This is a genomic window from Fulvivirga imtechensis AK7 (genome assembly GCF_000331535.1).
Classification (GTDB): Bacteria; Bacteroidota; Bacteroidia; order Cytophagales; family Cyclobacteriaceae; genus Fulvivirga; species Fulvivirga imtechensis.
On sequence record NZ_AMZN01000116.1, the window covers coordinates 16,809 to 29,137 of the forward strand.

At 38.4% G+C, this 12,329-nt stretch carries 15 protein-coding genes; 12 read left to right on the forward strand and 3 right to left on the reverse strand.

Annotated features, from left to right (window positions below):
- The first annotated feature begins 74 nt into the window (after window positions 1–74).
- Together C900_RS25730 and C900_RS25735 are read left to right on the forward strand one after the other, a co-directional pair.
- Window positions 75–1,331 (forward strand): tetratricopeptide repeat protein, encoded by a 1,257-nt coding sequence (locus C900_RS25730; RefSeq protein WP_009583345.1) that lies wholly within the window; start codon window positions 75–77, stop codon window positions 1,329–1,331.
- 37 nt (window positions 1,332–1,368) lie between these two features.
- Window positions 1,369–2,616 (forward strand): tetratricopeptide repeat protein, encoded by a 1,248-nt coding sequence (locus C900_RS25735; RefSeq protein WP_009583346.1) that lies wholly within the window; start codon window positions 1,369–1,371, stop codon window positions 2,614–2,616.
- A gap of 741 nt (window positions 2,617–3,357) precedes the next feature.
- Here C900_RS25735 and C900_RS25740 read toward each other — a convergent pair.
- A complete protein-coding gene (locus C900_RS25740) occupies window positions 3,358–3,612 on the reverse strand; it encodes a transposase (RefSeq protein WP_245558492.1) in 255 nt (84 codons plus the stop codon).
- Between the two features lie 462 nt (window positions 3,613–4,074).
- Complete coding sequence (locus C900_RS25745) at window positions 4,075–4,470, reverse strand: helix-turn-helix domain-containing protein (RefSeq protein ID WP_009583348.1); 396 nt, start codon at window positions 4,468–4,470, stop codon at window positions 4,075–4,077.
- 279 nt (window positions 4,471–4,749) lie between these two features.
- Between C900_RS25745 and C900_RS25755 the strand changes: the two genes are divergently transcribed.
- The 9 genes from C900_RS25755 (at window position 4,750) to C900_RS25790 (ending at window position 9,440) form a co-directional block, all read left to right on the forward strand.
- Window positions 4,750–4,956, forward strand: a complete 207-nt coding sequence (locus C900_RS25755) for a hypothetical protein (protein WP_009583350.1) — start codon at window positions 4,750–4,752, stop codon at window positions 4,954–4,956.
- Between the two features lie 7 nt (window positions 4,957–4,963).
- Window positions 4,964–5,224 carry an HTH domain-containing protein gene (locus C900_RS25760; protein WP_009583351.1) on the forward strand — a complete coding sequence of 87 codons (261 nt, stop codon included), beginning with the start codon at window positions 4,964–4,966 and terminating at the stop codon, window positions 5,222–5,224.
- Complete coding sequence (locus C900_RS25765; RefSeq protein ID WP_040497579.1) at window positions 5,212–5,412, forward strand: HTH domain-containing protein; 201 nt, start codon at window positions 5,212–5,214, stop codon at window positions 5,410–5,412. The genes C900_RS25760 and C900_RS25765 overlap by 13 nt, the downstream gene beginning before the upstream one ends.
- An 83-nt stretch (window positions 5,413–5,495) precedes the next feature.
- Window positions 5,496–5,672, forward strand: a complete 177-nt coding sequence (locus C900_RS30155) for a hypothetical protein (protein ID WP_009583353.1) — start codon at window positions 5,496–5,498, stop codon at window positions 5,670–5,672.
- 26 nt (window positions 5,673–5,698) lie between these two features.
- Window positions 5,699–5,878, forward strand: a complete 180-nt coding sequence (locus C900_RS25770) for a hypothetical protein (RefSeq protein WP_009583354.1) — start codon at window positions 5,699–5,701, stop codon at window positions 5,876–5,878.
- 54 nt (window positions 5,879–5,932) lie between these two features.
- On the forward strand, window positions 5,933–6,913 hold the full coding sequence (gene gwsG / locus C900_RS29025; RefSeq protein ID WP_009583355.1) for a grasp-with-spasm system ATP-grasp peptide maturase: 981 nt from the start codon (window positions 5,933–5,935) through the stop codon (window positions 6,911–6,913).
- Window positions 6,914–6,915: 2 nt separating this feature from the next.
- Window positions 6,916–7,140, forward strand: coding sequence for a hypothetical protein (locus C900_RS25780; protein ID WP_040497580.1), 225 nt, complete (start codon window positions 6,916–6,918; stop codon window positions 7,138–7,140).
- Complete coding sequence (gwsS, locus tag C900_RS25785; RefSeq protein ID WP_009583357.1) at window positions 7,124–8,137, forward strand: grasp-with-spasm system SPASM domain peptide maturase; 1,014 nt, start codon at window positions 7,124–7,126, stop codon at window positions 8,135–8,137. The genes C900_RS25780 and gwsS overlap by 17 nt, the downstream gene beginning before the upstream one ends.
- On the forward strand, window positions 8,109–9,440 hold the full coding sequence (locus C900_RS25790; protein ID WP_009583358.1) for a hypothetical protein: 1,332 nt from the start codon (window positions 8,109–8,111) through the stop codon (window positions 9,438–9,440). Before gwsS ends, C900_RS25790 begins: the two co-directional genes overlap by 29 nt.
- A 158-nt stretch (window positions 9,441–9,598) precedes the next feature.
- Here C900_RS25790 and C900_RS25795 read toward each other — a convergent pair whose 3' ends face one another.
- Window positions 9,599–11,044, reverse strand: coding sequence for a hypothetical protein (locus tag C900_RS25795; protein ID WP_009583359.1), 1,446 nt, complete (start codon window positions 11,042–11,044; stop codon window positions 9,599–9,601).
- Between the two features lie 308 nt (window positions 11,045–11,352).
- Here C900_RS25795 and C900_RS25800 point away from each other — a divergent pair, with 308 nt between their 5' ends.
- Window positions 11,353–12,246 (forward strand): TolB-like translocation protein, encoded by an 894-nt coding sequence (locus tag C900_RS25800; RefSeq protein WP_009583361.1) that lies wholly within the window; start codon window positions 11,353–11,355, stop codon window positions 12,244–12,246.
- The last annotated feature ends 83 nt before the right edge of the window (window positions 12,247–12,329 follow it).

Sequence of the window (12,329 nt, forward strand, 5' to 3'; positions counted from 1 at the left end):
TGTAAGCTTATCACAAAAACAAATGTAAACTATTAGGAAATTTTTGTTTATTTACGAGCAAACCTAACCTTAGTATGCCCAGAATTATTCTCAACGTACTGTTCTTGTTTGGCTCATTTGCTCTTACTGGCCAGGATTTGGATGCGCTGTATGACTCTGCACTTATAGCGCTAGACCTGGAATTAGCACATGAAGTAAAAGATTTGGCTGTCGAATCCCAAGATCTTGAAATGCTAGCTAAAGCCTACTACCTGATCGGATACATAGAAAAAAATAACAGTAATTTTTCTGAGAGTATTTCCGCAATGATGGAAGCTTACATCCTATTTCGCGAATTAGACGATCAACCCAAAATGGCCAATGCGCAAGAAGGATTAGCATATATCTATTCCAATACAGGATTACCAGAAGCAGCAATAAAATGTTTAAAAAACGCCCTCGATATACGAAAGCAATTGAAAGATTCCGTGGCAATGTCACGTATATATTATAATCTGGGATATGAGCAAAGAGATGCAAAGAAATATGACAGCGCAATTATCTGCTTTAACCAAACGATAGAAATAGCTCGATCACTTGAGAATAATGAAGACCTTTATTTATGCTATAATAATATAGGAGCCGTTTATCAAGAAAAAGGAGATTATGATCAATGTACTTGGTATTACAACAAAGCACTAGAATTTGATAGTTCGATAAAATACAAGGCAATGATTTTTAATAATCTTGGAAACACCTCACTTGATAGAGCCGACTCTGTTCAAGCGGGGGAGTATTTCCGAAAAGCACTAAAACTTGATACCAATCATATTAAACCAAGAACGCTTGTATATCTAAATCAAAATTTATCACTTCTTTATGAAAGCAGATCTCCTGATTCAGCCATTTACTTTCGGGAAAAAGCCTTACATCATTTAGGAAGTAACTATTGGGAAATGGGTCTGTCTGATCAATATTATAGTGCTTGTAAAAAGCTTGAAGAGTTATACGAGCGAGTAGGAAACTTTGAAAAGGCCAAGTATTACGACAGCCTGCAAGATACATTTAACACCTCATTAGTCAAATTACACAAAGAACTCAACGGAATAAATATCCGATATCAAATAGAAGCAGCCAACAAAAAGCGTCTGGATGCTAAAACCAGAGAACTCGAAGAGCGCGGTCAAACTTTGGTATATATCATTATTCTGCTAGGTGTCTTATTCATTAGCCTCATTATTGCCTTTTGGCTATATTATAAATACAAAAAGCGTTCGGTTTTCATCTACGACAGAGTACAAAAAGCATATCAGTCTCTGGAAAAGAAAGAGGAGATTAAAAAACCTCTGTAGTAAAAGAAAATAGTTGATTCAGTCTCAATCAAGATTTATGAGTAAAAAATTAGGCCTTTTATTGTTGATTTTGATAAGTTTTAATGCTCACCCTCAAACGTTAGAGCAGTTGTATGACTCTGCAAGAAACTCTTTAAACCTGGAGCTTGCGCTTGAGGTGAAAGACTTGGCTATTGAAGCACAAGACCGCGATGTTTTGGGAAATGCTTATTACCTGATAGGCTACATAGAAATGTTTAATGAAAACCATGCAGAGGCACTTTCTGCACTATTAGACGCATTAATCATATACCGGGATCTTGACAAACTAAAATTAATGGCAGGCACTCAGTTGCAATTAGGCATATTGTATAGTAATGCAGGGCTTGAACAACTGGCGATGCAGTATTTTCATGATGCCATCGCTACAGCGGGTGAGGTTTATGATACATTGCAGCTAGGAAGAGCCTATCATAACCTGGGGCAAACCCAGGCAGATTTCTTTCAATATGACAGCGCTATTCAGTCTCTGGTGAAAAGTCTTGAATTCTACCACAATCTCAAGAATTATGAGATGATGGCAACTTGCTATAACAATATGGGATTAGCGTATCAAGACCAAAAGCAATATGAAAAGGCTATTGAATACTTCAACAAGGCCCTCAAAACATATGATAAAACCTATTTCCGGGCGATGATTCTCAACAACCTCGGCTATCTATCTCTTGTCCAAAAAGACTCATCAACAGCTAAGGGCTACTTTATTGCAGCTTTGGAGCTAGACAGCAGTAAAATTAAAGAAAGAACGCTAGCCCTTCTCCATCAAAATCTGGGTGCGATCTATAAAAGTAAATACCCTGATTCATCCATCTTCCATAACGAGAAAAGGCTGTTCTATTTAAAAGACAAGTATTGGTCTATGGGTCTGGTTGATCAATACTACAGTGGCTGTAAAGTACTGGAGGAGCTATACACGAGAGTGGGCAACCATGACAAAGCTAGGTATTATGACAGCCTGCAAGATGCATTTAATGTATCACTAGTCCAATTACACAAAAACCTCAATCAAAGTAATATCAGATACCAAATAGAAGCAGCTTACAAGAACAGGTTAGATGCCAAAACCAAAGCCCTGGAAGAGCGTAATCAGATCTTGATGTATGTGATCATTCTTTTGGGAGTTTTATTTATCAGCCTGATCATTGCCTTCTGGCTTTACTTCAAGTACAAGAAACGCACTGTATTTATTTATGACCGGGTGCAAAAGGCTTATCAATCATTGGAGAAGAGAGAAATTGGTGTTTAGCGAATTACTAACCACTTTAATGCTAACCACAGAGGAAATGAGAACTTACTTAACGTGAGTTCGATATAAAATGCTTAAAAAAGGCAGTCATCCTGAGGAATCCAACAACTTTCAGTTGATTTTGAGGATAATGACATTCTGGCATCATTAACCCCAGAGGAAGCGGAGGAGGAACAGAAATCATAAACCAGCACGTCAGCCTGGAATTTTCGTAGAGTAACGGAGAAAATATTCAGGATCTCCCTGATCGGTGGCAGAGGCTAAGGTTCAGTCACTGCCAGTAGCGAGGAGATCCCGGATATTCACTGCGTTACGTCCGGGATGACGATATGAAGATTTAATAATTAGCTGACTATCAGCATGTAATGAAAACTTGTCATTGGTACGTGAGGAAGGATCTTACTAAGTTGTTAATGGTATCCCTGAACTTAGTAAGATTCTTCGTGCCTCAGAATGATCTTAAAAAGAGGCTTTTTAGTCTGTTTTGGATACGAATACAATTTAATCGGTTCCACTATATCGAACTCACATTACTTAAATATAAATATTTAAGATGCTCAATAGACGTAGTCATTGGTTCCAGTTCAGCCCTGAAGGGGCGATATCCATCAGCAAAAGGTGTAGCCTTTTGTCAATTAGCCGTATGTAAACACAAGCCCTAAAGGGGCGGAATGGCTTCAATAAGCTTCACCACGCAATTTTCTTTGATAGCAAACATAGAATATGAAATGAGCATAAACTTTAGGCATCCCAAATTATACCAACCGCGGGATGAATAAAGTTTGTAGCGAATTCCATGTGACCATTGAAAATAAAATTATACACATGAATATGATCAGTGTATCCTCCTACTATTAAGGGTTGGCATTCTAAATTGCCACAAATTCCACCGAGATAATTATGAAGTTCATTTTCATAAGGTGGTTGAATCAATTTTTGACGGTGTTTAGTGCTGAAGGTAATGTGCAGATAGTTTTTTACAAGTGATTGTCCCATAAATAAATTTCAACTTAGCTTTGCATCCAAAATAGATCCTCATTTCAGCAGGAGGTTCATTTCGCCCTTTCAGGGCTTTGGAGTATAAATTCGCCCTTCGATGGGCTTCACCCATCATTATGGATATTGCCCTTTCAGGGCTTTTGGCCGTACAACTTATTTACGCTCGTTATGATAATGAATATTCAGGAGGAATAGAAGAGATATGTGCATGAAGTAGCCTGAGAGGAGAGGGCGGTTCAACTGTGTGTTAAATTCAGACTGTTGAGGGGTGAGGTGCAAACATCGAAGCTACAGCAATAAATGAGGTTCTATGAATGTGCTCCCTTATTGATTTGTTTTTTGTTTGATGTTTTTTCTACACACACCGATTACTGATTACCGTTTACCGTTTACTTTTCCTACTCAATACTCAAGACTAACTACTATACCCGTATACTGCTCCTGCCGAACTGCCGGCTGTTACTTGCTACCCATCCTGTCCATCACCTCCCTTAAAAACGAAGCGGAGGCCTCCAGCCGTCCTTCTAATTTTTTATTTTCTCCCTTAAGCTCCTCTACCTCCTTCTTCAACTTTTCTACTTCCTCTTCAAGTTGAACATTCCTACTGGACAGTTCAGTATTCCCTTGAGGTTCCTGTCCAAACAGTTCGGACACTGTTACCTCCAACACCTGAGCGAGCACCGGCACAAGGTCCGCAGGTGGCGTGGCTTTACCCTTCTCCCAGGTATATAAAGCCTGAGTGGTGTATTGCCCACCAATGGTTTTGTTCAATATCTCCATGAAATCCGGCCGCGTCAGCCTGCGGGTACCGCGAAAATGGGCTATTCGCTCGCCAATGATTTTTTTATACTCCAAATCTTGAATTGAGTTAAGAAAATTTTAAATTTGTTAAAATAAAATTTAATTTTACTTCATGATAAATTTTTCCAGTACGTTTAAACCCATCTAAATAGATTATGCGCCATACACCATTTTCAAAATCATCAGTCACTATAGTAAATTGTTGGTCTTTTTGGCTTTTATTCCACCTCGCTTCCTCGTCTGATACTTTCAACAACCTAATGCTAAGATACGATTTAAGATTTACTCGTCCGAAAACAAAATCTGAATTTACTCAAATGAACTGACAGTACTATGAATAAGGAGCAGATCATTGATAAAATAGCGGCTATGTGGGTACTGCACGCACGGTATGAAAAGCATTTCGATGCTATGACACAAATCGTGGAACACGAAAAGTGGGAGGAAAAAGAACAACTGACTGAGGCGCTTCGGTACTGTGACTATGCGCTCTCCGGCCTTTATCATCGGATAAAGGAAATAAAGCAGGAATTTGAATGATATATCTATGAACTTCCTCAAAAAAATAGAATACCTGGACTGGCTGGTTCGCCAGCGGTCCACCGGCACTGCAGAAGAGCTGGCTGAAAAACTTCGGGTCTCCAAACGCAGTGTATTTAACTACCTCAACTGGATGAAAGAGCACGGAGCGCCTATTCGATATAACAGCTTCAGAAGAAGCTATGAGTATAAAGAGGAGGTGGAGTTTGTGGCGATGTTTGTAAATAAAAATGTATTAAGTAAATGTCAAAAGCAATGGGAGGCCTAAAGTATTTTGAAAGGACAAAGTATCTTCTGGAACTGATTGAAAAAGAACGTACCGGTAGACCAAGGGAGTTGGCTCATAAGCTAAACGTTTCCGAACGAACCATCTATCGCATCATTGAAGAGTTGAGAATTCATAGCACCAATGAGATTACTTTTTCTGAAGAAAAGAAAAGCTACATTTTTAAATAAAAATGCAATACTGACGGGAATTGTCAGCGGTTCAATAATAATTTTGACTTAAAATAAGATTATTAACTAAAACCAAAATTATTATGAAAAAACTGGAAAGCTTAAACGCAGATTTATTTAGAGTACCCAAAGATCAATTATCATTTGTTAAGGGAGGAAAAATGATGGAGGATTCTATCACTTATTCTTATGAACTCACTGATACCGCAGGGACTACTACATGTGATAAGAAGCAGACTGATACGTGTATTGACTTTTAATCATTATTAAATCTAAAAAATTAACTATGAAAAATTTAGAATCTCTAAACAGTGAAAAATTCAAAATGAATGCGTGTGAAATTAAGTCAATTAAGGGAGGCAAAATGGACGATTCACTTGATAAATCCTATGAGTACTCCTACACCGATGTAGGTGATAATTCTGTAATGGATGCCAGGCTTTATGACATTTGCGCGGATTGGTAAAACTTAATGAGGTTGCTGAATATCTCGGCAACCTCAAAATCCTTTTAAAAAACAATGATTCTAATAATTAGTCAATCTCTAGAAGCCACGACCGATAGAATAATAGATTGGATTAACTATTATAAAATTCCATTTAAAAGATTAAATGGAATTGATGTTTACAGAAATATATCGGTAAAAATTGATGCCTATGAAAAGAGCATTAAAATAAAAGGTTTGGATCTAACCAAAGTCAAAGTTGTCTGGTTCCGCAGATGGTTTGGTTTTGAAGATAGAAGTGAGGTGTATTTTGATCAGAGCTTGTCAAAAATCAATTCTTTAAAACTGCAGTTAACTAAATTCACTCAATCGGAACTAAAGTCTGTAACAGACTTCTTTTTAAAATTTCTATCCGACTTTAATGCTTTTGATACATTGGACGTAAGAGAATTAAATAAGATTGAAGTATTATTAAAAGCAAGGGAATTGGGTATATCAGTCCCTCCTACGTATATCTCAACTAAGAAATCAGAGGTTGGTGATATCTGCAGGTCCGCTCAGTTAATAACAAAAGCTATATCCAATGGTCCATCTATTGAGCACAAATCGGAACATTATTTCGGTTACACGCGACTAATAGATTTCAAGAACGACAAATCTATTCCTCAGTCTTTTCTCCCATCATTATTCCAACAAAACATTGAGAAAAAGTTTGAAATCCGCACATTCTACCTTGAAGGAAATTTTTACTCAATGGCAATTTTTTCACAAAAGGATCAGCAAACCAGTATAGATTTCAGGGTTTATAACAAAAAATATCCTAACAGACGAGTACCTTTTCAATTACCAAAACAATTGGAGAGCAAATTAGAAACCCTGGCCCGTCACTTCAAACTATCAACTTGCTCTTTTGATATAATTAAAACAGTTAATAATGATTACGTTCTGCTCGAGATCAATTCAGGAGGTCAGTTTGGTATGGTATCTCTACCATGCAACTTCTTTATTGAACGAGAAATAGCAAAAACACTAATATCAAAGCATAATCAAGTTTAGGAATGAAAATTTTAAAGAATATAATATTAAAAGAAATACCAGGAAATGAATTACACAAGACGAATTACATGTCTTTCTATCTTTCTCAAATGCATGAAAACACTAAGGTTGTCCAATATCCCAAAGCCGCAGCAAAGTCAACTTTCTATAATGCATCGGATATTGCTTGTTTTCCTTTTTACAAAAACCCATCATTAATTATTGATTTAAATGACCAACAACAATAGCTACCTAGTTCTATACGCCAACTGTATACCTGTAAAAGGCGCCATAAGAAGTACTATATGTGATCTGCAAAGGGGCAAATGGTATTACATTCCTAACGATCTATACGAGATCTTAATCAATTACAACAAGTGCAAACTCGGAGACATTTATTCCAAATATGAAAAGACCAACCACGAAATACTTAATGAGTATTTTGCCTTTATTCTTAAAAACGACTTAGGCTTTCTTGATGACGATCTTAGAGGATTTGTTGCTCTGAATAATGAATGGGATTATCCTGGTCATATTTCAAATTGTGTTATCGATATTGACAATCTCTCGTTTGCTAATTTTAAATACAAAGAAGTCATTGATCAACTAGATCAGTTAAATTGTGCTTGTTTGCAATATAGGCTTTTCGATGGTGCCAAACCCAGCACTGTCAAGAAGCTCCTAAGCTTTACTTTAGATACACGTTTAAATGATATTAAGCTGGTATTGAAATATGATAAAGATTTGGATGATCTACTACGAACTTTGATAGACAAACATAAACGCTTATCTCAAATAGTATATTTTGGCGCAAATGAATCTTCTGTAGATATCTTTAAAGATGTTCAGATAATTTACATGACACACAAAACCCTCACTGCCGGTGATTGCGGTGTTGTATGTCCTTCTATGTTTAGTGTAAACACTGAGCACTACACCGAATCCCTAAATTACAATACCTGCTTAAATAAAAAAGTTTCCATTGATGCCAGTGGATTTATTAAAAATTGTCCAAGTCAGACAGAAAGTTTTGGTCATATTGATGCTGATTCTATTTTTGAAGTGATTTCAAATCAAATGTTTCAAGAGTTATGGAAAATAAAGAAAGATGATGTACAAGTATGTAAAGACTGTGAACATAGATATATATGCACTGATTGTCGCATTTTTATAAATTCACCGGAAGACAAATTTTCTAAACCTAAAAAATGCACCTATGATCCGTATACTGCTTCTTGGATTTAGTGCAATAATTGTATCAGCGTTGATGATGAACTGCAGTAAGCGCACTTCATTCTTTTCTGAAATAACTTCAGTTGAAGGAAAAATGATTTTACCTGATTACGCGCTCTATTGCCAAAGATCTCTGGATAATGAAAGGCTAGCAGTTTTTGCTTCTTTCTTTGGAGATTATGAAAATACGATCCGATTTGCAACAATGGATGCTCCTTTTCGCAGTGATAATTCACTACAAGTGAACAAAGATGATATCAATAGAATAAAAAGTTATTATAGCCAAGCTCTGGAGAATGAGACACTTCATGATGAAGAATTATTGAAAGCGAAGCAGGTTCTGGCTTTGCTGGAATATCAATACGAAAAGCCTGATTACTTTGCTAATTTGAAGTCCATTGATGCCCTACAACATATTGCCTCAAAAGCGGAATCGTATCAATTTCTATTGATCAATGAAGCTCACTATAGCTCTCAGAACAGGATGTTTACAAATTCGCTACTTAAACCCTTATGGGAAAAGGGCTATAGATATTTGGCACTTGAGACACTCGGTTATATTGATGATCAGCTTGATCAGCGTGGTTATGCTTTGAATAATACCGGATACTACACAAAAGATCCCAGTTTTGCATTGTTGGTGTCCAACGCATTAAATATTGGGTATAAATTAGTGGCATATGAAACACAGGACGGGCTGGATGGAACTGCCCGCGACCATGAACAAGCTTTGAATCTATTCAACAGAACGGTAAAACGGGACTCCGCTGCAAAGGTCTTGGTACATGCCGGATATGGACATATTCTCGAGTTGGGAGATAGCAATTATGAGCCAATGGCCTATCAGCTTAAAAAATTACTGGAAAGTGATGTACTTACGGTAGATCAGGAGAGCATGCTAGTCATTAACGATACCGCAAAAATGAATCCTTTGTATCATGATGCCTTAGAGAAAGAAGCTATCTTAAAACCTACTGTTTTTATAAATGAAGATAGCACCTCTTTTGTTGAGCCCCTTTATCAAGGCTCAATCGATATACAGGTTTACCATCCAAAAACGGAGTTCCGCTACAACAGACCAATTTGGCTAAGAACACCGAATTCTAATTTTTACAAAATCCCAAATCGATATCTGACTTACGAAGGCTCATTAATTCAAGCAATAAAAGCTACCGCTCATGAAGATGCAGTGCCTACTGATCAAACGATTATACACCAAAACAGTGCATTAATTCTTGAACCAGGTGATTACGAACTACGAGTCATCAATTGTGATGGTACGTGGGTGGGTAGCGCATTCTTGAAAGCCTATTAGACCAGTGTCCAGGAAATTTTTGTATAGTTTATCCCTGCTCATAGCACAGTAGCAATTATCAACCCCTCTCTCTCTAAATTTTAGAGCGGGACAGATTTAATCCCCAATTAAATCAGGGGGCGTTCAAACACCACCCAACAAACGGCCCTCCCCAACCATCAAACATAGCTATTAGGATCATAAGGACTCGTGGGGTAATTATTTTCATCGTCAGACTCTATCTCCTCAATCTGTGTGACTCCCCTGAGTATCCGTACCAAGATCCTGCGTAGTTCCCTTTTTGCCTGATCTTTATCCTGCTGAGTAGAATTTAGGTCTTGCACTACCTGAATAAAATGCATCAGGGCATCCATCTCTTCCTTGGGTGTGGCTATGGGCTTTCCATTGCTTAGCACTTGCCCTATGCCTGTATTCGGACATATATTATTGGCTGTTTCCAGTATGGCATAATTACTTAGCGTCTGCTGCCTTCGCATATTAGTAACTTGCTGCTGATTGAGGCCACTGCCGTGTACTGCCCCTACAAACTCAACGCTGCTGTGATTATGGTTGTAGCCCATACCCTGATCCTTGCTAAACTGTCCCTGATTGTACAACTGTCTTTTCATCCCCGTTTGTACACTCTGTTGGGGAAGGCGCATCATCTCCAACGGATTCAGATAGCTGAGCTGATTCTGGTCAGGCATTGTGTTTGTTTGCATCTCCCTTTTATAGGAACTGATATCCGGCCCTATTCTAACTGTGCCAAGTGAGAAATTATCAGACAAGGTACCTGGGTCTACTGACCTGTCACCCCTGCTTGAATAGCCGAGCGTATCAATCTCAACACCACCGGGGCCCATGAAGTCCAGCCGGCTAAGATCTGAATTACCTAAAGCAAGCATATTGATGAAAGGATTATTGGTCTGTGTAAAATCATTGGTGGTCGACCTAACATCAGGGGCCAGACCTTCCAAATCCATCTTGGTATCATCATATTCCTGAATATCCATTACCTGTCCGGTAAAATTGTCAAATGCCTTTTCACTTTCATAAGAAAGGATTTTCGCATACTCCATCTCAGTATTCCCATAGCCGGTATTTAGTCCCTGTATCCGTTGGTCCTGTTCCTGATTTTTTTGGCTTTGTGTCTTTTTTGGTGATTTCTTGAGATAGTCGATCAGGTCGTGGATGTCTGTAAATGCCCTTGGCGCTACCCCTGGCTCGTTCATATATTCCTTGATCCTGGCTTTCCAGTCATACCGGAGTTCAATATTTCCATTGTTGGTATTGTTAACCAGGTCGATCAGATTTTGAATGCCATGATTACGCTTACGAGGCTTATATATAGTACCTCCTAAATCAACAATTCTTTGCACAACCGCACCATGACTGGGCTCACCAGCTCCCATAGTCTGACCAGCCTGGGTCTGTATCATATTATCAGCAAGTTGCTGAAAATGCTGCAGTTGCCTTACCTGTCTACTGCTATTGGCAATCGCCAGATGATCATTATCTCCAAACTGAAAGGCAGCGGCTCCATGGCTGTGTCTTTGTGCTATCGCATTTGCTGCAGATTGCCTGTTGCTTTCCTTTTCTCGCCTTTTTGAAGTACTAAAATTCATATGTCTGTGAGGAATGGCTTCATCTGTTAATCTAATAAATATATTGATTTATTTGTGGTGTGAGGGGAGACATTTTTGCGGATGGGATCGTGGTATGTGAGGACACATACCATGGGATGGGTGATGGGTGATGGTATGTGAGGACACGTACCATGGGATGGGTGATGGTATGTGAGGACACATACCATGGATGGGTGATGGTATGTGAGGACACATACCAATGGATGGGTGATGGACAAGTGGGGTACATACCAATTGATTGAATTGTTTATTTTTGATATGAGTAGCCAAATCAACCGTAAAGATCAATGATAAAACAATACATAATTTCTTGCCTTCTCGCTATAACTCATTTCGCTCATGCCCAAAATGCGGGTGTTACTCCCGCTAAACCATACATTTCCACCCACCCTAAAATATTCGCTCCCGGCATCATTTCTCTGCCTGACCGGCATGAGTTCGGCTCTACATTCTCAAACGATCAAAAAGAGATCTATTTTGGGGTCGACAGGGAAGGAAAGGCAGAAATATTGCATTCCAAACTTATCAGAGGGGTCTGGAGTACACCTGAAGTTATTATAACACACGAAAAGTACAGTTTCAATGACCCTATGCTGTCTCCTGATGAGAGCAGGCTTTATTTTATCTCAGATATGCCGCTCGAACGGTCGGGAAAAAAGAAAGATTATGACATCTGGTATATTGAACGCTCAAAAAATGGCCGTTGGTCGGCACCAATACATGGCGGTGATGTGATCAATTCTTCCGCAAATGAATATTATATTTCTTTCACAAATCGAGGCACCATGTACTTTGCATCGAATGTACAGGCAGGACAAAAGGAACAATATAACTTTGATATTTACCGGTCTGCGTGGATAAATGGAGAATTTCAAAAACCTGAGAAAATCCATGCAAATGTAAACTCTATCCGGTATGAAGCGGATGTTTTCGTTGCGCCGGATGAGTCATACCTCATTTTCTGCTCTATTCGAAAAAACGGGTACGGCCAGGGCGATCTATATATCAGTTTTAAGACGGGTGATAATATCTGGACTGAAGCTATAAATATGGGAGAAACAATCAACAATGAGTTTCATCAGCTTTGTCCATTTGTATCACAGGATGGCAAGTTATTCTTTACCAGTAATCAGGATATTTATTGGATGGATGCCGGTGTAATTGATCATTACAGGCCTTGATGGATGTTAATTGGAATTGGTACATGAGTTTAATTGGTAGTTTAATTGGTACGTGAGGACACCTAACAAGGAGTAGTTTAATT